18 protein-coding genes are annotated in these 20,607 nt (G+C 51.2%); 8 read left to right on the top strand and 10 right to left on the bottom strand.

What is annotated here, in order from left to right:
• The 3 genes from ACFSX3_RS08775 to ACFSX3_RS08765 are packed head-to-tail and all read left to right on the top strand — an operon-like array spanning position 1 to position 2,812.
• Positions 1–759, top strand: a complete 759-nt coding sequence (locus ACFSX3_RS08775; protein WP_209986926.1) for a lantibiotic immunity ABC transporter MutG family permease subunit — start codon at positions 1–3, stop codon at positions 757–759.
• A gap of 29 nt (positions 760–788) precedes the next feature.
• Positions 789–1,451, top strand: a complete 663-nt coding sequence (locus ACFSX3_RS08770; RefSeq protein WP_209986929.1) for a response regulator transcription factor — start codon at positions 789–791, stop codon at positions 1,449–1,451.
• The gene (locus tag ACFSX3_RS08765; RefSeq protein WP_209986933.1) at positions 1,439–2,812 is read left to right on the top strand and encodes a HAMP domain-containing sensor histidine kinase; all 1,374 of its coding nucleotides are present in this window, start codon (positions 1,439–1,441) and stop codon (positions 2,810–2,812) included. The genes ACFSX3_RS08770 and ACFSX3_RS08765 overlap by 13 nt, the downstream gene beginning before the upstream one ends.
• 86 nt (positions 2,813–2,898) lie before the next feature.
• Here the strand turns inward: ACFSX3_RS08765 and ACFSX3_RS08760 are convergent, their stop codons facing one another.
• Genes ACFSX3_RS08760 through pnuC form a run of 3 tightly spaced genes read right to left on the bottom strand, consistent with a single transcriptional unit; the run spans position 2,899 to position 5,502 of the window.
• Complete coding sequence (locus tag ACFSX3_RS08760) at positions 2,899–3,792, bottom strand: NUDIX domain-containing protein (protein WP_209986936.1); 894 nt, start codon at positions 3,790–3,792, stop codon at positions 2,899–2,901.
• 25 nt (positions 3,793–3,817) lie between these two features.
• A complete protein-coding gene (locus tag ACFSX3_RS08755; protein WP_209986939.1) occupies positions 3,818–4,828 on the bottom strand; it encodes an AAA family ATPase in 1,011 nt (336 codons plus the stop codon).
• Complete coding sequence (gene pnuC / locus ACFSX3_RS08750; RefSeq protein ID WP_209986942.1) at positions 4,825–5,502, bottom strand: nicotinamide riboside transporter PnuC; 678 nt, start codon at positions 5,500–5,502, stop codon at positions 4,825–4,827. The genes ACFSX3_RS08755 and pnuC overlap by 4 nt, the downstream gene beginning before the upstream one ends.
• Positions 5,503–5,748: 246 nt before the next feature.
• Here pnuC and ACFSX3_RS08745 point away from each other — a divergent pair, with 246 nt between their 5' ends.
• From ACFSX3_RS08745 to ACFSX3_RS08730, 4 genes are all read left to right on the top strand, one after another.
• The gene (locus ACFSX3_RS08745) at positions 5,749–9,300 is read left to right on the top strand and encodes a DUF3289 family protein (RefSeq protein ID WP_209986944.1); all 3,552 of its coding nucleotides are present in this window, start codon (positions 5,749–5,751) and stop codon (positions 9,298–9,300) included.
• A gap of 29 nt (positions 9,301–9,329) precedes the next feature.
• Positions 9,330–9,827, top strand: coding sequence for a hypothetical protein (locus ACFSX3_RS08740; protein ID WP_209986946.1), 498 nt, complete (start codon positions 9,330–9,332; stop codon positions 9,825–9,827).
• Between the two features lie 317 nt (positions 9,828–10,144).
• Positions 10,145–10,546: a RidA family protein gene (locus ACFSX3_RS08735; protein ID WP_209986949.1), complete on the top strand. Its 402-nt coding sequence runs from the start codon at positions 10,145–10,147 to the stop codon at positions 10,544–10,546.
• A gap of 495 nt (positions 10,547–11,041) precedes the next feature.
• On the top strand, positions 11,042–11,506 hold the full coding sequence (locus ACFSX3_RS08730) for a L,D-transpeptidase family protein (protein ID WP_209986951.1): 465 nt from the start codon (positions 11,042–11,044) through the stop codon (positions 11,504–11,506).
• A 59-nt stretch (positions 11,507–11,565) separates the two neighbouring features.
• Here ACFSX3_RS08730 and ACFSX3_RS08725 read toward each other — a convergent pair whose 3' ends face one another.
• Both ACFSX3_RS08725 and ACFSX3_RS08720 read right to left on the bottom strand, forming a co-directional pair.
• Complete coding sequence (locus ACFSX3_RS08725) at positions 11,566–12,414, bottom strand: protein tolB (protein WP_209986955.1); 849 nt, start codon at positions 12,412–12,414, stop codon at positions 11,566–11,568.
• Positions 12,415–12,624: 210 nt separating this feature from the next.
• Positions 12,625–12,861, bottom strand: a complete 237-nt coding sequence (locus tag ACFSX3_RS08720) for a hypothetical protein (RefSeq protein ID WP_209987554.1) — start codon at positions 12,859–12,861, stop codon at positions 12,625–12,627.
• Between the two features lie 468 nt (positions 12,862–13,329).
• Between ACFSX3_RS08720 and ACFSX3_RS08715 the strand changes: the two genes are divergently transcribed.
• Positions 13,330–13,575: a hypothetical protein gene (locus ACFSX3_RS08715; protein WP_379254400.1), complete on the top strand. Its 246-nt coding sequence runs from the start codon at positions 13,330–13,332 to the stop codon at positions 13,573–13,575.
• A 130-nt stretch (positions 13,576–13,705) separates the two neighbouring features.
• On the opposite strand, the gene ACFSX3_RS08710 is transcribed toward ACFSX3_RS08715, so the two are convergent.
• Genes ACFSX3_RS08710 through ACFSX3_RS08690 form a run of 5 tightly spaced genes read right to left on the bottom strand, consistent with a single transcriptional unit; the run spans position 13,706 to position 20,587 of the window.
• Positions 13,706–16,219: a hypothetical protein gene (locus ACFSX3_RS08710; RefSeq protein WP_209986957.1), complete on the bottom strand. Its 2,514-nt coding sequence runs from the start codon at positions 16,217–16,219 to the stop codon at positions 13,706–13,708.
• Positions 16,220–16,249: 30 nt separating this feature from the next.
• A complete protein-coding gene (locus ACFSX3_RS08705) occupies positions 16,250–17,338 on the bottom strand; it encodes a HAMP domain-containing sensor histidine kinase (protein ID WP_209986960.1) in 1,089 nt (362 codons plus the stop codon).
• Positions 17,331–18,029, bottom strand: coding sequence for a response regulator transcription factor (locus ACFSX3_RS08700; RefSeq protein WP_209986963.1), 699 nt, complete (start codon positions 18,027–18,029; stop codon positions 17,331–17,333). The genes ACFSX3_RS08705 and ACFSX3_RS08700 overlap by 8 nt, the downstream gene beginning before the upstream one ends.
• A 22-nt stretch (positions 18,030–18,051) precedes the next feature.
• On the bottom strand, positions 18,052–19,377 hold the full coding sequence (locus ACFSX3_RS08695) for an ABC transporter substrate-binding protein (RefSeq protein ID WP_209986966.1): 1,326 nt from the start codon (positions 19,375–19,377) through the stop codon (positions 18,052–18,054).
• Positions 19,378–19,426: 49 nt separating this feature from the next.
• Positions 19,427–20,587, bottom strand: coding sequence for an efflux RND transporter periplasmic adaptor subunit (locus ACFSX3_RS08690; protein ID WP_209986969.1), 1,161 nt, complete (start codon positions 20,585–20,587; stop codon positions 19,427–19,429).
• Between the last annotated feature and the right edge of the window lie 20 nt (positions 20,588–20,607).

Raw genomic sequence — 20,607 nt, 5'->3', positions numbered from 1 at the left:
ATGAAGGCACTGCCGGGTCTGCTAAGGGCCGATCTGCTCAAAATGCAGCGCACCCCGTTTCTCCTGATCCATCTGCTGACCCCGCTGATCGGGGCCGGCCTGTTCCTGGCCTATTATTCCATCTCTGCTGCGAGTGAAGCGGGCAAGGTGATGGCGTTCATGCAGGCCATTGCCTGTGCCTACCCTACTGTGATCGGGCTGGTCTGTGCGATGACGGCGGAGCAGGAAGCCGTTGCCGGGCGGTTTCAGGGGATGCTTGGCCTGCCTGCGGGCAGGACAACAACCTTTTTTAGCAAGCTGCTGCTCCTGCTGGGTTTCAGCCTGGGGGCTGTCCTGATCACTTTCACCCTGTTCGGCACAGGCTTCAGCCGGGTCCTCCATCAGGGCAGTCATGGACTGCTCTTCTACGGTACAGGAGCGGTCATTATCTTCGGAAGCAGCCTGTTTCTGTATCTGCTTCATCTCACAGTCAGCCTGCACTTCGGACGGGGAGCATCCATCGGGATCGGGATTGCGGGGAGCCTGATCGCCGCCCTGATGCTAACTGGTCTCGGCGATGCTATGTGGCCTTATATCCCTTTTGCCTGGGGAGCGCGATTCGTCTCACTGTGGGCCTTCGCCCATACAGGCCATTCGATATCTCCAGCCGTATCTGGACAGACTGCCGGACTGTGGGTCTGTATCACCGCAACAGTAATGCTGGGCCTCCTAAGTGTATTATGGTTCCAGAGGTGGGAAGGCCGCCCGGCGGATGACTAGACTCCAAATGAACTAATGAGGGAATGACTATGGCCAAAATACTTGTGGTAGACGACGAACCCGCCATCCTGTCTCTGATAGCCAACGCGCTCAGTACCGACCGCCATCTGGTAACCACCTTCTCTGATTCCGCGCTGGTGCGCCGGACCGACCTCGGTGCGTATGACTTGATTCTGCTGGATGTGATGATGCCCGGCGTAGACGGCTTCACCCTGTGCCGGGAGATCCGCACGGCGGTGGATTGTCCCATTCTTTTTTTGACGGCAAAGACGCTGGAAAGTGACCTGATGTACGGACTGGGGCTGGGGGCGGATGACTATATTATGAAGCCCTTTGGCATAGGTGCGCTGCGGGCGCGGATCAACGCTCATCTGCGGCGGGAGAGCCGGGAGAAGCGCAACATTCTGTACATGGACCCTGTGCGCTTCAACCTCTCCGGTAAAGAGTTATACACCCGAGAGGACAAGGTCCCGCTGACCAAAAGTGAATATGAAATCTGCGAGTTTCTGGCCCGCCACCGCGGTCAGGTCTTCTCCAAGGAGAATATCTATGAAGAGGTCTTCGGATATGACGGGGAGAGTGATAGCAGTGCCATTACGGAGCATGTCAAGAACATCCGCGCCAAGCTGGGCCGGTACGGGCTTGAGGCCATTGAAACCATCTGGGGGATAGGATATAAGTGGAAGCTGTAAAACAACGCAAACCCGTGCGGCTGCGCACCTTTTTTCTGCAATACCTGCTGCTGTTAAGCCTTGGTACCATTCTGCTGCTGGGAGGACTGCTGGGCGCATTCACACTGGCGTTCGCCTGGGGTGCGGTGCTGCCTGCCAACTATGACGAGAAGGAGATCACCCAGTTCAAGCAGCAGCTGGCTGCGGGTACAGCGGATACGGCTCCCCGGGTCCCCGACCGGCTGGATTACACCGTATTCACCTTAGACGGGAAGCCGCTGGGCGGCAATCTGAATGCTAAAGAGGCGGAACAAGCCTGGAGAATTACCCGGCAGGGGGACTACAGAGGCTCCTACTTCTACACCACCGCCGAACATGGACAGAAGCTGTGGATCTTCCGTTATGTCTTGACGCCGCAATACGCCTCTCCCCTGCTGCGCCGCTCGCTGCCGAACCCCCAGCTGCTGGCCCCCGTGCTCTTCGTGCTCGGGTTTCTGCTGATGGCCGCCCTGCTCGCGGCCCGGTTCGGCCGGAAGCTCTCCGAGCGGATGGCCGGGCTACAGGAAGCGACCGAGAACATCCGGCGCGAGAATCTGGAGTTCACCGTCCAGCCCAGCGGCATCCAGGAGATTGACGAGGTGCTAGGCTCCCTGGACCGGATGAAGGATGCCCTACAGACTTCACTGGAGAAGCAGTGGGAACTGGAGCGCTCCCGCAGAGAACAGATCTCCGCGCTGGCCCATGACATCAAGACGCCGCTGACCATTATCCGGGGCAATGCCGAGCTGCTGCAGGAGATTGTAGAGACTGAGCCGCAGCGTGAATACAGCGGCTACATCCGCCGCAGCGCCGCAGACATCGAAGCCTTCGTGCAGGAGGTCATTGATCTGTCCAGCCTGCAGGCCGGCTCGTCCCGCCAGCAGGCGCGGGTCCCGGCTGCAGAGATTATGGCCGAGCTGGAGCTGCAGATGAAGGCCCTCGCGGCGGGCAGGGACCTGCAGACCTCTGTCCGGCAGGAGAAGCTGCCGGAATTCCTGTTCATTCACAAGGAGCTGCTGCTGCGGGGAATCATGAACCTGATCGCCAATGCAGCTGAGCACACCCCTCCCGGGGGAAGTATAGCCCTGCTCGTCCAGGGCGAAGCGGAAGCGGCCCAGTTCACGGTTACCGATACCGGCAGCGGCTTCTCAGCAGCCGACCTCCGGGAGGCCACGAACCAGTTCTACCGGGGTGATCCGAGCCGCAGCGCCGGGGATCATCACGGAATGGGGCTTTATATTGCAAGGTCTGTGGCCGAGCAACACGGAGGCAGCCTAAGCCTCAGCAATGTCTCCCCTTCCGGGGGCGGGAAGGTGACGATGCGCATTGCCGCGCCTGAGTAGCGCCACATCCAGTTCGTGGCTGAATTCCATTGTTCTTAATATTGCTCTGCCTGCGTTCATGGATGATTTCATCCGATTTAATAGATTCAGACTTCTCCCCAGTTCCGCTGATACAAGCGGCGGGAGGGTGTGTGTTCCGTATGCTCTGTGTACAGGTTAGTTGCGGTTACAAGCGTAACCACCTTATCCAGGAAGACCGCCTTCAGCAGCTCCTGGCCGAGAATCACCTCGTAGACCTGCTGCAATTCAGCCAGAGTGAAGCGCGCAGGCATTAAGTGCAGTGCGATTCCTGTTCTCTCCGTCTCCTGACGCAGCTGTTCAATGGCATAGGCAATGATCTTAGCGTGATCAAAAGCAAGTCCGTCATTGGACAAGACGGCATATTGCACCGATCTGGCCGCCGGTGTCGCTGTCACCGTCTGTTCTACCACCGCAGTCAGCGCCTCGTTTGCAGCCTCCAGCCGCAGCTCATAGGTACGGGTGCGGATGCAGCCTTGCTCCAGCAGCTCTTTATGCTCCTGCCGGAGCTGGTAGCTTACCTTGAACCAGGCCGCAGCCTCGGCATCATCCCCTGCCTCTAATTGGCTACGGCGGCTGTCGACCAGCGCCATATAACTGCTGCTGATCACCCACGTGCGGGGATCACGCCCGGGGTCAGAGAAGGTGCGAAGCTGCTCCAGATATACGCCTGTAACACCGGTCTCCTCCTCCAGCTCGCGCGCAGCCGCCTGCTCCCCGCTCTCGTGCGGCTCGATGAAGCCGCCCGGCAGCGCCCACTTTCCCAGGCACGGATGCCCGCCTCTGCGGATGAGCAGCATGCGCAGCTCCTTCGCAACTGGACCAGGCCCTTGGTCTGCTTCTGTGTCCGTGACGGTGAAGATCACCATATCGGTAGCCACTGAAGGCCGCACATAATCCCCTGGCCGGTACTGCTCCAGGAATTCTTGCTCTGTAAGTCCGTTACGATCTCTCAATTCCACATTCTCCGCCTCCTCTATCTCTGGTTCAATGCTCCAGCTCTCCGAAATAATTCCCGTACGGCTTGAACTTTGCCAGTACACTGTCTACCTTGCTTATACGTTCCGTAAGCGTGCCCCTCAGGGTAATATAGGGAATGCGCCGCTCCTTCAGATCTGCAATAATCTGCTTGTGGAACACCTGCCGCTTCTGATCTCCGCTGCGGTCCCAGGTATCATCATACGGAATATCATCATCGCACAGGAAGAACAGGTCGTAGCGCTGCGCGTTCTCCAAGGCCAGCCGGGTCAGCAGCTCAGGCGCCCGTCCATGGTAATCCAGTGCATACATATACGTGGTAATTGCATTGGTATCGACGAATATATATTTATTGGCGTCAAGCTGTGCCTGCTCTTCCCGCTCCAGATGCCCCACCGCGATCTCGTCAAAAGCCTCCAGGCCAATCCGGCGGTCCACCTGATGCTCTGTCCAGTAATCCCGCCCGTATTCACTGGCGAAGGCCGTGCCGTACTTCTGGGCAAGCGCTTCGGTGATCGTAGACTTGCCGGTAGACATCGCCCCTACAAATACGGCCTTCGTAATTAGATCGCGGTACACAATCCCGCTGACATAATCACGGTATTTGTAGGGGTCCGAGCGGACCATCGTGGCCGATACCGGCACCTGCACCCTCGCCTCATCCACCCGCCGGTCGATGGCCCCCAGTGCCCGGCTCATATGCCCGCCATAGAACTCGCTCGAATAAAAGTGGGTCACCTGCTCGCCCTTCAGCAGCCCGAGAATATACTGCTCTTCCCGGATCTCATGCTCTCTGTCGTCCGAGTACCCGTCCGGACCGTCCCAGGCTTCGATTACCCGGACCGCAGGATAGAGGCTGCGAATCCAGTTCGCCCGGATCTGTAGCGGCACCGGAGAGACGGTCGTCTCGTAGATCACCACGATCAGCTCGTCAACCTCCCGCAGTGCGGTCTCGAACATGAACTGGTGGCCTTTATGCAGCGGGGCAAACTTTCCGAGTGTTAATCCAAGTGTCTTCATGACAGCGCCTCCTTAGCCCCTTTGTTCCAGTTGTAGTAACCGTAGACCGCGTTAATCAGATAGGCGCTCCACATCACGATCATCAGCAGACCTTCCCCGCTGCCTTCTAGCGTGCGGATCACCCAGAGCAGCACGGTGAACATATTCAGCACAATATAGACCAGCCACTGCTCCTTGAACCGCCGTACCATCAAGATCGTTGCCACTACTGATAACACGGTAGTCAGGGCATCGATGTAAGGTGAATTCTGCGCGGGAATGAACGATAAGCCGAAGCCCAGCAGCAGTGCCCCCGCCACACAGACTGCAATGGTGAGCAGGATGCCTCTAGTCTCCATTTGGCGCATGGACAGCTTGCCGCCATGCATATTTCTTTTCCACATATAGAAGCCTACAATATTCATGGGCACAAAGAATAGCAGATTCAGCATAACCTCGCCAAATAATCCGTTGATATAAGCCAAATAAGCATATCCGAACGTATTATACATCCCGAATCCATAGCTCGCCAGCTTCCCCTTCGCCGTCAGCACCACGCATAGTACCCCGGTGATGAAGACCGTGAACCCGAAGAGCGAATCCTTGGAGATCACCGTAAAAACAACCGCGATCAGCGTAAATATCACCAGCCAGGCGAGTTCAAACCCGCTCCAGTTGCCGGGTACCTTCTTCATGCTCATCCCTCCGATTCCTCTGTATCTTGCAAAACAGATTGCTTATCAATGATTCTTATTAACTAATTGATAATTACATTTTGTTAATATCAAGATAACAGAATTCATGAGGAAGCACAAGCATTTAATTTACTTCCATTTGTTGTTGCTTAATCCTCTATATGCAAATATTATAGATTCATATACTCCAAGAAATAACATCATTTTCCACGCCCTATTTCAATCTTATGAGGAGGATCAGCAGCAATGTTCAAGAGAAGGATCATGAAACGGAGCTTCACCCTGTTTGTCATTCTGGTATTGGTATTATCGTCTCTTCAGCTCAAGCCAGCTTTAGCACAGGAAGACACGGGCGGGAAGCAGGAAACAACTTACACAGGAGAGGGTTATGAGGTAACCTACACGATTTCCTCCAAGTGGGAAGGCGCCTTTAACGCAGATGTTACGATCAGGAATACGGGTAACCAGACGCTGGAGAACTGGAGTATTGATTTTACATCCCCTTATGAAATTACGAATATCTGGAACGGACAAGTACTGGCCTACGAGAACGGAGTTTATACCCTCAAGAATACAGGCAGCAATCAGGACATTCCGGTGGGTGGCAGTGTGAATTTCGGCTTCACGGCTTCATTTGAAGGAGAGCTGCTGCTACCGGCGTCATTTGATATGCACAGCACTGGACAGATCGTACCGGGCGGGCAATACGAGACAAGCTTCACAGTGACAAGTGATTGGGGAAGCGCTTTTAACGGCGAAATTGCCATTAAGAATATATCGCAGTCAGCCATTGAGGATTGGACGCTGGAGTTCGATTATGACGGGAACCTGGACCGGTTCTGGACGGCTGAAATTACCGGGCATACCGGCAATCATTACGTCATACATAATGCGGGCTATAACGCCAACATTCAGCCGGGCGAGACACTGATCCTAGGCTTCTCTGGGAACCCGGGGAATGTTGTAAGTGCGCCTTCGGGCTATCAGCTAACGCAGATCTCAACCGGGGAAGAATCCCCGGAGCCTGAGCCGGGCAGGGTCTCCGTGCAGCTTGAAACGTACAGTCTCCAGCTTCAGAACAGTCCGGACGGAGACTATTACTTCCTGACCTCCAAGATGGACAAGCTGACTGGTACGCTGGGAGGAGTATCACAGGTCAAGGCCTTCAATTATGAGATTACGGACAAGAATAAAGCAGTCCTCCAGCAAGGGACGATCCCTGTAAGTGCAGCATGGTCTGCAGAAGGAATCGGGCTTGGCATCGGATACAATCTGCTGAAGCTGCGCGCACAAGTTCAAGATGGGACTGAAGTGACCAAAGAGTATATTATCGTGAACTTCGACGAGAACAATCTGGATAACCTCGGGATTGACCGGGAGAAGGACAGCGATAAGGACGGAATCAGCGATTACTATGAGGAGCATTATGGCCTCTCCGCTACCAGCAAGGATACTGATGGTGACGGCTTAAGTGACCGGGATGAGCTGCTCGTGCTGAAGCTGAATCCACTTGAAACGGACAGTGATAAGAATGGGACCGCTGACGGTGATGAGGACTACGATAAGGATGGATTAACCAACCTGGAGGAGCTGATGCTGGGCACCAGCCTCATCAGCGAGGACAGTGACGGCGATGGTCTTACGGACGGCGAAGAGGTTCATACGCACAAGACCGATCCCCTGAAGGCCGACACCGATGGCGACGGACTCTCTGACGCGTGGGAACTCCAGATCGGAAGCGACCCGCTTGTGCCTGAGACGAAGTTCGCAAGAACAATGAAGGCAGAGGATGTCGGGGGCAAGGCTGTTCCAACTGTTGCTGTAGAAGGGATCACTGCGGAGCAGGTAGACAGCTTATCTGTTCAGCCGGTCCAGGACGGCATTCTTAATGATACAACTATTCCCGGATATATTGATCAAGGCTATAATTTCTCCATCGACGGAAGCTTTGAGAAGGCCACAATCTCCTTTGAGTTTGACAAAAGCTTACTGAGTCAGGCAGGCTTTGTGCCGCGAATCTACTATTACAATGAGGAGTCGCAGCTGTTCGAAGAGCTGCCGGATCAGCAGGTGGCCGGGAATATGATCTCGGTCCAGACGGTTCATTTCTCCAAATACATTCTGTTAAACAAGACAGTATACGACCAGGTCTGGTTATATAAGTTCCTGTATGATGAGGGACAGGAGCATTATGCGGGGATGGATATTGCCTTCGTCATCGATTCCTCGGGCAGTATGTCAGATAATGACCGGAGCAATGTGAGAATCAGCGTAACCAGACAGTTTGTCAATCTGCTGACGGACAGTGACCGCGGGGCTATTGTTGATTTTGACGACTCTGCCAAGGTGTTATCCGGCTTCACTTCAGACAAGACCGTGCTGAGTCAGGCTGCGGGGCGGATTGATGCGAACGGCGGAACGACTCTGAGCAGCGGGATTTCCAGTGCAATTAATCTGTTCGCTACCACCAGCAGAGCGGAGGTTCTGAAGTACATTATTATGCTTACTGACGGGGAAGGCTCTTATGATACCGCACTAACCAAACGGGCTGCCGATCAGGGTATTGTGATTTATACGGTAGGCCTGGGCAGCAGCATTTCGACGAGTGTCCTGACCAGCATGGCCCAAGGCACCGGCGGCAGCTATTATCATGCAAGTAATGCCAGCCAATTGTATGGGATCTTCGATACCATTGCCGAAACTTCCGACCTGTACAAGGATACAGACCAGGATGGCATCAGCGATTATCATGAGAAGGAGATGCAGGCCGGAAGACTGCGTGTCGGTACTGGCGGTGCGGCGGTCAGGTTGAACTATCTGGATGCGGACAGTGACAATGACGGGCTTAAGGACGGGCAAGAGATCCACATTGTCAAAGCTGGCAACAAGGTCTACGCTTATATGTATTCCAATCCCAACCTTACCGATACGGACGGGGACGGATTAAACGATGCGGTGGACAGCAGAAGACTGATTCCAGATGTAAGCGAGGCCCTGATCCTTCAATCTGAGTACAGAGAAGGAATTCTTAAGAAAGCCCCGCAGGGAACTTCCCCAGTCTCCGATGACCTGACGTTCAATGACTATACGTATTTTGAATTACTCAAGCTGGGCCCTGTATTCTCGGTGGCCAGAATTACTTCTGAGCCCATGATCTGGGGCGAGATGGCCCTCCTGTTCGTTGTCGGCACAATAGGTGCAACGGATGATATGAAATTCGTTCTTGGCGATCTGATCTCAACGTTCAAGTACAGCAAAACCATTAATGAGGGAACCTCAGTAACCCTTGGTGACACCTTCGATACCAGCAACTATATTAAGTATCATAACAGCAAGCTGGATAATGCCGTCATCTCGGACGCCAGCACCCAGAGGTATGTACAATTAATCCGGGATTTCGTGGTGCAGGAGCTGCGCAGTAATCATGGCGATCTGTCCAGGCTGAGATTTGACCCGAACGGAAGCCAGAGTGTGGTGAATAGTTACGTGAATCAATTCTCGACCAGCCCGTATCCGGTATTTACGGAGAAGACCAATCTGGCGTTATCTCTGGCCATCCATGCCTTCCATGGTCATAATATTACCATTAAGGACTTCAACAACAACGGAGATCAATTCAGCGGCAAGCTGGTGTTCCATTTCTATGATCATTTCGGCCTGGATGCTGATGATGAGATCAATAATCCGGGATTTGTGGACTGGTTCACTTTGCAGCACTACGAACGGTTCAACGGCAAATATGTACCGTTCATTACAACGATTGATTACGAGCTGCCTTTTAGCGGCTCCGTGTATTAATTTCAATCCAATCTAGGCAGGTGAAGCTATTGAGTGTCAGGACACGAGTCTTACTTGGCATTACAGTTATACTGATGCTTGCGGGAATAGTCTCCATCATCGGTTACGATTCCTCCAAGGCAAAATATAAACTATTCCGGGAGCATCGCGCACAGTTTGATGCTGTGAAGACGGAGGCCCTTCTGCTGATGGACAGCCTGGATGAGCGGAGCGATATCGGGAATACGTTCATCTACTCTGATAATGCCGTCCCTCCATTCCATGACAGTATGAATACGAAATTGCAAGACAATATCCGGCAGATCGCCGCATGGTCCGGGGACAGTCTGGACTTCGTGCGCTACAGCAGGCAGGACGGGAAGCCGCTCCTCAGGTTCATATTCGACTGGGAAAGGGAGCATGGTCCCACCTATCATATCGTGTATTGCGCAAGTCAGAGCATGGTGGAGCAGGCCTATGCAGCAGAGCCGGTTAAGTATAAGCTGACTCTACTTGCAGACGGCTGGTACGGTATCGAGATAGAATAGTTAACAAAAACGGGGTGTCCCACGCCATGTGTAATGGCTGAGACGCCCTTTTTTTGAATACATAGGTTACCCGCTCCGTTCACTCGCCCACCCTGTATTTTGGTTTTTCTTCAGGGTATGTTATCATTCCTAAAGTAAGTTAAATTTTAAATGTTTAGGAGGGATACCTGATGAAAAAGAGATCTATTCAATATCTGTCTGCTGGAATCGGGTATTCGACTGCTGTTTTTTTCTAGAATTAATGTTGACGGGATAGTTCTGTCCAATATTAAGAAAAACTACAAAAAAACAGCCCATTTTAAAGGAGACTTATAACCATGAGCCTAAATAACAATGTCATTCAAAGATATAATCCGGAAAATATAGCGAAACCGGTCGGCAGCTACAGCCATGTGACCAAAATCAGCAGAGATGCTGAAATGTATGTCTTTTCCGGTCAAATCGGAATTGATCCGAACAATAATATCCCTGCCGATTTCAACCAGCAAGTAACCAATACCATGAGTAATATTGTCGACATTCTGTCCTCACAGCAGCTAACCCCGGACCATGTCATCAAAATCAACATCTGGGCCACGGAGGAAATCGATTGGGATCATTTCTATTCCATCTGGAATAACGTGTTCGGCCCCACGCCTCCCTCCATGACGGTTGCCTACATCCAAGGATTAGGGCTGCCTGAGCTGAAGATTGAATTAGATGTTTGGGCCGCTGGTTAGAGCGTAGCGTAATTTAACACACCCAAAGCAAGCCTTAGAAGATATTCTAGAGGCTTGTTTTGGGTTTTATTTGATGTACCGTGTATTGGAATATCGGTTAAGGATTCAGAGCCATTGAAGCGGCAGCTTCCTCTAATGTCTTCTTCATATCCTTACCTCATCGTTCGAATGAAGCCATTCGAAAAAAAGCTGACCTAAGCGGAAGGCTAAACCTGATTAATATCGAGCCCTGGAATACAGATTGGATAAGAGCTTAGCCTATTTGGTTACTTTCCGCACATATCCAGCGTATCAGCAGTCTTATGACTATCTTGCTAAGGCGAGCCTCAACTCATCAGTCTGAAAAAATAATGTAATCCGAGGTTGTAAATACTTGATCTCTATCTCCCTATTAAATAGAAGGTGGTTGATGCAGAGTACAATGATATGGAGCTATCTAGTACACTCTGCGACTCCATCAGCTAATCCTTCAAAAAAAATTGGAGGTTTTTAAAAATGGGATATCACATTATTGTTAGCTTAAAGACGAATCGTAAAGAGTTGGGTACATTGAAAATGTATAATGATAGTGGGGCATTGGTATTTGGGCCCAAACAAGCACTTGGTCGCTCTGAATACGATACCAGTTGGTCTCAGCTTAACGGAAATACACCGACTGGTGTATACTCAGCAACAATTGCTGGTCCAATGTCTCAAACCGATGCCAATATATATTCATATGGTCCGTCGAAATATATTGATATGGACCCTGTAAGTGGTGACGCTTTGATCGCAAAACAAAATGGCCGTTCGGGTTTATGGATTCATGGTGGTAAGGAAGCCCAAGCAGGGGCAACTTCTTATCCACTGCGTCCAACCCATGGTTGCGTAAGACTTTCAAATAATGACCAAGCCAGCTTGATTTATGTCCTTTCAACGTTGGGTGGAGGCACTGGGAAGGTTACTATCACTGAGAGTTAATCATAAAAGGAGAATAGGATGGGCTTAAGCCCATCCTATTCTCCTTTACTTACATAAGATTATTCTATTTTTTTAGGTAAAAATTTTGTTGTTAAGATTTTTTGTTCATTTTCTGAGAGAGTACCTGTCACCTTGGTGATCAATTTCTCTTTTAATAAATACTGGTAAAGAATCACAGGATTTTTATCATCATCTGTTTTACTTAAAAAATCGAAGCCTTCCCCGTTCTTATGCCAAACTACCGATGTAATCAGTCTATAGTCTTTATCAGAGAGATTTGATAAGGTATTATCTTCTGTATTGTACAATGCAATGTAACTGGAACCTATAGATCCCATGCCAAAAGCAAGTGTTTTACCATCGGGGGACCAATTATAGCTATCTATTTTTTCACTAAAACCAACTTCATTGGGAAGGTTATTTAGCACACTTTGTTTTCCTCCGGAAAGACTTAAAATAATTAATCTCGACCCCTCATGATCTCTCACATGAACAGCTAATTGGTTGTTTTTCGATAAGTCCACCGACTGAATACCTAATGGCTTTTTATCAAGTTCAATCGTATGAACCCCGTTATTACTTTCAACAGTAATAGAACTAATTACCGTATTAGACTGCAAAGCTTGTTCCCCTTCCGCTTTAGAAATAGTTGCGGTAAGTACTACATCCCCTTCTTTCCACACAATCTGTTTATAAGAAGTTTGAATAATTGGATCGCTTTCTAAAACATAATATATTGAGGAATCAAATGATTTCCTTCCTCCGGACTCTTGGACCTGAACTTTTTGGGGAGCGGCATTTCCACTTTGACTTTGATTAGCCGCTTCTTTTAAATCGGAGTTATTGTTACAACCCAGTATAGATGTCATTACTAACATGATGATAGAAACATTAACAATCTTATTCATGTTCATTTTCCCATCCCTTCAGAATTACAGTCCATTTTCGTTAGCCAATATGCCATCTATGGTATATTTATCCTTTTCCTCTTCTTGTATAGACGCTAATCATTAAATAATGTTTCACTACATATCAAAAAAAATGTTTAAGATCCCAAAAATGATCTAGAAATCACAAAAATAGCCTCAAGGAAATTTTTCCCTGAGGCTATTCGTCATTTAATTACGAGCTATTTGTTGTTTTTTCTCTTTTGGACTATCCCCTACGAATTCTTCGTTTCTAACTTTATGTTTCGCGTCCAACTCTCGAATGACTTTCGTCAATCTATTGAGTGAGTTATCTAATTTGTCGAGCTTATTTCCCATTGTTTGAAGCATATACCGAAGCAGGATAAAACAAATAGCTATCGGAAAACCAACATTTGTAAACAAAGAACTTAAATCATCAATATTCATATATTCACCCCCTTTTAATACTAGGAAGCGAAAATACAATTATTACACTAATTCCTAATTCGGACACATTTTTTGTGTTATCTTATTATTATTAGGAACATATGTTCCTATTTTGGTTGTAAAATATATTTATCAAACACCTACTTTAATATAAACGTATGTATCAAAAGGGGGAAGTTTCCATATGAGCATAATCAATTATTATCGAAATGAGCTAAATAGAATCGCTTGGCGGATGCAATATCGCACAAGAAGAGATTTTAAACGTGAAGTTTCAGTATTATCAACTCCTGAGCTAATGGAACCATCCTTTTCAGAAAAGTCCGAAAATAGAATAGTCATGCAACAATATTTAGATGGATTATCGTCTGAGCTAGGTAAGAGAGTAATCTTTGAGATTTACATAAACGATAAAACTGAAACTCAAGTAGCAAGTGAACTCCAAATAAGTCAACAGGCGGTGAGCAAATGGAAGAAGAAAATGATTCAGGAATTATATCAGAAATTGAATTTCTAGATCTCTTATCACTTGTGCAGGAACAAAACGATGAAAGAGCTACTTTAAGACTTCTCGAGTTTTATGAACAAGATATAATTCGACTATCCAAATTTATGCGGATGCCCAAAGAAGAAGCTATTCAAGCGATGAAAGTTGAACTTATAGAACTTTTGAAAAAAAAGCACCCCTCTGAGGAAAAAGATGGGTCAGTGTAAGATGATTAGCCTGATGCATGGATCGATTCCATTTCAATATTGGGGCTTAAGAGTACGAAACGTCAGATATAAGAAAACAGGCTGCTCTCCATCACTGGAAAGCGGCCTGTTTCATCACCTGTCTACAATATCACTCCGCCTCCCCTTTCTTCGGCGCAGGCCGCTCATACACCACAGCATAATTCTGGCTGCCCAGCAAAATGCGTTTACCCTGGAACTCGTTATAGATGTTCACCCGCACCGTGGCACCGGTGAGCGCCTTGTACGCTTTGTTGTTCAGCGGGAAGGACAAACTGCCCGTGGCTCCCGCACCAGACGGTCCGTCTCCCAAAGGCAGAAGCTGCTCCGACGGCTGCCCGAACGGATCGATCAGCTCGGCCACCAGCTTATGCCCATTCGCCTCTGCAACATACTGTTCGCTGCGGGTGAACCGGTAGTTGATCTGCGTCTCTATGGACTCCCGGTCTTCAGGCATCGTGGCGGTCACCTGGTTCACGGACAGGGAGTACGGGAACAAGTCCAGCTTCTGAAGGGACGGCTGCGGAGCAGGATTGGCCGGACTCAGCCCCAGGCCCACGGTCTGGATGTAAGCGGTCGGCACTGCGCCAGGTGCGGTCAATTTGCCTTCGGCGATGCCTTCCCCAAGGAAGAGGGTTAGATCCGACGCATTGATCTCCGGCGGAAGCTTACTCCAGACGGTTACGAGACTCTTCTCTTTGGGGTTCAGGGCCGCGGCGGACTGCGAGATTACCGCCTCGAAATACTGATGGTCCGGGGTCCGGTAATACCCTACCAGCTGCGCCGGCTGGGTCTTGCGTAATTCCTCGTTGGTCATCACCAGCTCAGTATAGATCAGCTTGGAATCCGTGCCCGGATAGATCCGGCTCTGCCGCTCCAGAATCTCTGCCTTCTTCCCGGCCAGCTCCAGGCGTAAGGGTTCACCGGCCGCTACGGTTCTTAAGGTATTCTCCACCTGGCTGGTGAACAGCGTGAGGAAATTCGCCTGGGTCTCTTCCGAAGGATACTGGAGGATCACCTTCAGCTTAGTCAGATTATAAGAATAGGGAAGGTTCCCCGTAATATACAGAACCGCTGTCTCCTGCGGGGCCAATTGGCTCTTGGAGCCTTCGATCACCATCTGCGAACTGCCGCTGATATCGAGATCCCCTGCCTTCAGAAGCGCTGTAAGGGCCGGAAGCTGCACATTCGTGGACCCTGAGTTGCGGAGACTGATCTTGGTCACGACCTGATCGCGGTCCGACCACGGCAGGCGTTCCACCGATTCCAGCTTCACCACGAAGGTACCCAGACTGTTCTGCACGGGGTACTCAGTCGCCAGCAGATGATTCGGCTGCAAGGAGTAGGGAATCTGATAGTAAGCCGCCGGGAAGGCGATCCGGCCCTCTTCTGCCGGCTCATTCATCTGTAGCTGGAGCACTCCCTGATTAAGCTTCAGGGGCAGCTCTGCATTGAGTTCGACTACCCGCTCCTCCAGCGGCTTCAGACTCAGACCGGCCAGTGCCTTATTGCTGACCGGATAGCTGTACCCTTCGGCAGTCGTCAGGCTGAGGGGGTAGGCCGGAATCGTCACCGCTTGGTTGCCTGTGTTGCGCACCCGGAATTTCAGGCTCCATTTCGCCAGATGATCCTCCGAATACACCGCCGCGCTTGCGAGCTGCGTCTCAATTGTATCGTTAGCAACCTTAAGCTTCGCGACGGCATTAGCGGGTACGATGAAGTTGGGCGACTGTGCAGCAGGCAGCTTATACTCAGCCACCGGCAGGTTCAGCTGCAGCGCGCTGTCTTCCTGGACGAACTGCAAGGACATATTATCCGTCTTCGTATAGGAGGGGATGTCCGCCAGATATTGCACGGTCCGTTTCTCCTTGGGCTGAATCTGGTAATTGGCAGGGGCGGCATTCAGTTCAAATCTGGAGCCTCCCGAGGATATCAGATATCCCTTCAGACCTGTGTCCTTAAGCAACTTGGTACCCGAATTGGCGAAGCTGATGCCCACCCTGGCGTACACTTTTCCGTTAGCCTTAACGATCTGCAGGCTCTCGGCCTTACTGATCACCGGCACACCCGCCAGGACCAGCTTCTTGCTCTGCCCTCTGGCAGTGGCTACCGAGTAGGAACCCGGAATCGTGAACATCCCCAGCTTCTTCTGGTAATTCGCCTGGCTGAAGTCCCAGCCGAACAGGGCGATTCGGACTCCGGTTATTTTGGCAGCCTTACCCGCATTGACGTAATACGTAACCAGTTGACTGCTGTTAGCCGGAATAGACTTGATGGCAGCACTGCCTGTTACCGGTTTACCTTGAATCACAGCGCCGCTGGAAGTGGTGACCTTGGAGAAATAATCGATCAGGCTTACATTACTGCCCGTTCCGTTGTAGTAATTCAAGGTGTACGTGAGTATATTCCCGCTCTCCTGAGGCTGAAGCGCTGCATTCAGCAGCTTCACACTCACGCCGCTCTTCAATGAGACCGCCCCCAGTCCCTCCAGTGTGGACACGGCGGCTACAGCCGCTGTTCCCGCTGAAGATCCGGCGGCTGCCGTATAGGCTCCGAAGGCGATGGACTGGCTGAGAACCGCCAGGCTTAGCATGGCAGCAGCATATTTTCTTTTGGAATGATACATGATTCTGATTCTCTCCTCCCTTAACTTCGCTTACGCTTGCGGCAGCCGCATCTCGAATCTTGTCCGTATCTCGTTACTCTCCACAGACAGAGTTCCCTCATGCTGCTCTACGATGTTCCGTGCAATGAACAGACCCAGACCCGTGCCGCCATCCTGATGAGTCCGCGCCCGGTCCCCGGAATAATACATCTCGAAGATATGCGCCTGCTCCTCCGGCGGAATGGGATTCCCGTAATTGATCACCTCAACCGCAACTGCACCTGAATCCAGACGGCTGTTAATATCCACATATACGCCTTCCTGCCCATAGCGGGCGGCATTAGTAAGCAGATTCCCTAAGACCCTTACCAGCAGATCCCCATCCCCATAGACACTTAAGCCGGGGGTAATATTCAGCCGGGAGGTCAGACCGTTCCGCTCAAATACCGGGTATAGCTCCTCGTTCAATTGCCGGAGCAGCTCGCCGATATCCAGGTGCGTCTTCACCATAGGCAGTGTGCCATAGTTCATCCTGGTGATCTCGAACAGTCCGTCAATCAGCTTCTCCAGCCGCTGGGACTTGGTGAAGGCTATGGTTGCGTAGTGTCTGATCGTCTCCATGGGCAACTGCTCCTCCTTAAGAATCAGATCCAGATAGCCAAGCACAGAGGTAAGCGGCGTACGCAGATCATGGGCCAGATTGACGACCAACTGGTCTTTGCTGCTCTCGGCGAAATCACCTCTTTGCACCGCTGTCAGCAGCTTAGCCCCTGCCGCATTCAGATCCTCGGCAATCGCACTGAACTCATCCCTTGAGGCAATCTTCACCTGATTCTGAAATTCCCCGTTAGCCAGATGATGAATCCCGCTGGAGATCTCGTTAAGATAACGGATATAAGGCTTGGTGAACTTGAAAAAGAAGATCAGCATGAGCGGAATGAACAGCATCAGAGATACGTTGAAGTCCCCGAGCTTGTAGATGAACCGGCGCACTTCCGCCTCCGGGTCCTCCAACTTCACCCCGGAGTAGTAGAGCTGAAGCAGCTTGAAGATCCCATAGGTCAGACCAGCGGAGAGCAGCATGCTTACCCCCAGTAACTGGACTAATCTGGCCCTGAAACCACGGGGCCGCTTATTCATTGAACGTGTACCCGACGCCCCAGATGGTTCGGATGAACCGGTCCTTATTCTGGTCTTCGCCCAGCTTCCTGCGCAGTGTACGAATATGCACCATCACGGTATTGCCGGATTCATAGTACGCTTCACCCCACACCCGCTGAAATATACTCTCTGCGCTAAACACCTGCTTGGAGTGGCTGGCCAGCAGATAGAGGATGTCGAATTCCTTGGGCGTGAGATCAATCGCCTTCCCGTATAGCGTAACTGTATGCCGGTCAGGGGATATAACAAGCCCGCCAGACTCCAGCACCGGGGCCTGATGGGCAGCCGGAGGCTGGCTGAACTTCCGGGAACGCCGCAGCTGGGAATTGACACGGGCCAGCAGCTCCATAGGGTTGAAGGGCTTAATCATATAATCATCCGCTCCCATCACAAGGCCGGTAATCTTATCGAAATCTGAGGTCTTGGCGCTTAAGAAGATAATCGGCAGGTTATGCTTCACCCGGACCTGGCGGGTAACCTCGTACCCGTCCAGCTCCGGCATCATAATATCCAGGATCGCCAGATCAATGGACTGTGACTGAATGGCCTGCACCGCTGCCCGGCCGTCAGGCACCTTGATACAGTGATACCCTTCCTTCTGCAGATGCAGGGCAATCAGGTCGGCAATCTCCTTCTCGTCCTCTGCGATTAGAATCGTGGTTCGCTTCATTCCGGGACCTCCAGGCCGTGATCTATTCGTTAAGGTACGTAGTCGCCTTGTTCTGAATCAGCTTAGCCACATCCTCTGCCGTCTTCTGTCCGCTGAAGAACGCGTTTGCTTCCTCGCCGATGATGCTCAGAATCTTCACATCCATCATGGCGAAGTTATCCGCTGTATCCATCATGTCTTGGAACACCTTGAATTGTCCCTCTGGAACACTTGCAAGCTTGCCGTCCGGGAGCTTATACGTCCCGCTCTTCACCTGCTGCTGAAGCTCACTGAACTGCTTGTCATTAAGCGATCGGAGCAGGGAGAAGCCTTCTCTGCTCGACAGGGACTGAACTTCATCAGAGAGCAGGAACTCCATGAACGTCCAGGCTTGTTCGGCAACCGGCGATTTGGCCTGTATCGCAAACGTATAGTTCGGAATAATTCTCATGGCCCCGGAGTTTCCGCTATGCGGCTTATACAGCAGCTTCGGATTGGCGAAATTGGTATACGGAACGTTGATGAAATCCGCCGGGCCCTGTATAACGGCAGAATAGAACAATTGATTCTCGGTCTCGACCGGCTCGGTGGTCATCAACTTCTCTTGATACATCTCATTAATCTCCCGCATCATAAATATGAAGGCGGGGGAATCAAACTTGGCCTTGCGTGCAGCTACGTCTACGAACTGGTTATAGCCGTCGACCACCATCTCCTGAAGCAGCATATCCGGCGGATTATTCGGAAGCGCGTAGCGGTGTGCGGACCCCGCCTGTTGCTCCGACGCAATCAGCGATTTGGAGATTTTCTTCCATTCCTGCCAAGTCCAGCTCTTATCAATGATCTCTGCTTGCTTAAGTACATCCCCGTCTCCAAGGAACGCTCTCAGGCTGAACCCGGATGGAATGATATAGGTGCCCCCTTTCACCTTCAGGGCATTCAGCACATTCATTTGCAGGTCCTCATGCTTCAGCGTCTTCGACTGCTTGAGGTAATCCTCCATATCAAGGAATAGCTTCTTGCTCACGTAATCACTGGCGGGCAGACTGCCCGTTTCATAAATATCGGCTCCTTTGCCTGAGAGCAATGCTGTACCGGCGGTTTTCTGATACTTCTCATAATCCGGCCCTTCCATCTTCTCGCCAATCCCCTTATACGCCTGAATCTGCAAATCTATATCGGGATAAGCCTGTTCAAACTTCTGCTCTACCGCACGGTAGAACTCACTATCCTGCTGAACCGATAACGTAACAACCGTCTTCCCCCCGGTGCTTGGAGCTTCTGCACTGCTCCCTGAACTACATGCTGACATCATCGTTGTAAAAGCAAGGCTCAGCCCCAGCCAGCCCATTCTCTTAATCATCTTCATCTGTCACTACCTCCAATAATTGTTCGTATAGTAGGCCGTACTCCTAAGGTTATTGCAGACGTACGCGGTTCCCGTCCTGCAAGGGCTCACTGCTCTCCAGAATAATCATCTCGTCCCCATACAGATTATCCGTCTGAATCATACTGTCCGGGCCGTTCGTGATACTGGAGCGGATCTGAACCTCGCGGGCGACAAACGTATTACCTAATGCCCCCCTCTGCTCCTCAACTACATAGACAAAGCTGCGCCCGCCCGTCTGATGGATGGCCTTAGCCGGTACCACCACACCCTCCTGAAGGGACGGCTTCTTCATCTGGAACTGAACCTGCTCTCCTCCCTGAAGCGAACCCTCCTTCATTACAATGAAGACCGTCTTCTGTGCGATGTCCTCCGCCCCGCTGTTATCCTCACCGGCCGGGCTGCCGGCACGCGCCTGAGCGCTCTTGATCTCTGTAATCTTTCCCGCCAATATCCGGGCCGATGGCCCCTCAGCAGAATGAACCTCCACCTCAAGCTTCTCCCCCAAGGTAATGCCAAGGCTGGATAATAATCCTGCGTCCGCCGTAAAATCGAATTGGAACCCCTCGCGGCTGCTTGACAGCACCAGATCCGGCTCGCCGGATGACAGTATCCCCGGAAGGGCATTCAACCGGGTTACAATCCCGTCGAAGGGTGCCTTAAGCTGCTGCTCCGCAGTTAACCTGTCTCTCATCTCGGCGATTTTACGCGCCTGTCTGGCCTGATCCTGCTTGCCTGCTTCAATCTCGCGCCGGGCCTTGCGAATCTGGAGCTCATCCCCTTCCGCATACGTCTGAATGAACTGATCCTGCAGGGTCTGCTGCCCGAGCTTTTGCTTATCCAGCAGCGCGATTTCATCCTGCAGCCCGGCTTCCGCAGACTGGCTGTCATAGAGGATCAGCCTCTGCCCCTTCTTCACCCGCTCCCCTTCCTGCACAAGCACCTGCCGGGGCTTCCAGCCGCTGGCATTCTGGAGCTTCACTTCATTCACGGGCCGCAGCATCCCGCCGCCCTCCAGCGTGAATTCAAGGCTCTTGCTCTGCGGCGTGACCGTCGTCACCTTGGGCAAGGTCAACGACTGCAGCGTATTGCTGAAGAAGGTGAAGAAGAGTAACACGCCCAGTAGCAGCAGGGAGGCTATTTTAATGTTTTTTTTACGCCTGCGGTCTGCGGGCACTCCTGCAATCTTCATTTCCCCGTTCTCCTCCTTTC

The sequence above is a fragment of the Paenibacillus rhizoplanae genome (genome assembly GCF_042684125.1).
Taxonomy (GTDB): Bacteria; Bacillota; Bacilli; order Paenibacillales; family Paenibacillaceae; genus Paenibacillus_AQ; species Paenibacillus_AQ rhizoplanae.
This window is presented reverse-complemented; position numbering and strand designations above follow the sequence as displayed.

Excerpts from the sequence above, each read along its gene's own strand:
- ACFSX3_RS08725 (WP_209986955.1), bottom strand. The coding sequence starts at position 12,414 with ATGAATAAGATTGTTAATGTTTCTATCATCATGTTAGTAATGACATCT.
- ACFSX3_RS08705 (WP_209986960.1), bottom strand. The coding sequence starts at position 17,338 with ATGAATAAGCGGCCCCGTGGTTTCAGGGCCAGATTAGTCCAGTTACTG.
- ACFSX3_RS08745 (WP_209986944.1), top strand. The coding sequence starts at position 5,749 with ATGTTCAAGAGAAGGATCATGAAACGGAGCTTCACCCTGTTTGTCATT.
- ACFSX3_RS08695 (WP_209986966.1), bottom strand. The coding sequence starts at position 19,377 with ATGAAGATGATTAAGAGAATGGGCTGGCTGGGGCTGAGCCTTGCTTTT.
- ACFSX3_RS08755 (WP_209986939.1), bottom strand. The coding sequence starts at position 4,828 with ATGAAGACACTTGGATTAACACTCGGAAAGTTTGCCCCGCTGCATAAA.
- ACFSX3_RS08730 (WP_209986951.1), top strand. The coding sequence starts at position 11,042 with ATGGGATATCACATTATTGTTAGCTTAAAGACGAATCGTAAAGAGTTG.
- ACFSX3_RS08775 (WP_209986926.1), top strand. The coding sequence starts at position 1 with ATGAAGGCACTGCCGGGTCTGCTAAGGGCCGATCTGCTCAAAATGCAG.
- ACFSX3_RS08770 (WP_209986929.1), top strand. The coding sequence starts at position 789 with ATGGCCAAAATACTTGTGGTAGACGACGAACCCGCCATCCTGTCTCTG.
- ACFSX3_RS08720 (WP_209987554.1), bottom strand. The coding sequence starts at position 12,861 with ATGAATATTGATGATTTAAGTTCTTTGTTTACAAATGTTGGTTTTCCG.
- ACFSX3_RS08700 (WP_209986963.1), bottom strand. The coding sequence starts at position 18,029 with ATGAAGCGAACCACGATTCTAATCGCAGAGGACGAGAAGGAGATTGCC.
- ACFSX3_RS08710 (WP_209986957.1), bottom strand. The coding sequence starts at position 16,219 with ATGTATCATTCCAAAAGAAAATATGCTGCTGCCATGCTAAGCCTGGCG.
- ACFSX3_RS08690 (WP_209986969.1), bottom strand. The coding sequence starts at position 20,587 with ATGAAGATTGCAGGAGTGCCCGCAGACCGCAGGCGTAAAAAAAACATT.
- pnuC (WP_209986942.1), bottom strand. The coding sequence starts at position 5,502 with ATGAAGAAGGTACCCGGCAACTGGAGCGGGTTTGAACTCGCCTGGCTG.
- ACFSX3_RS08735 (WP_209986949.1), top strand. The coding sequence starts at position 10,145 with ATGAGCCTAAATAACAATGTCATTCAAAGATATAATCCGGAAAATATA.
- ACFSX3_RS08715 (WP_379254400.1), top strand. The coding sequence starts at position 13,330 with ATGGAAGAAGAAAATGATTCAGGAATTATATCAGAAATTGAATTTCTA.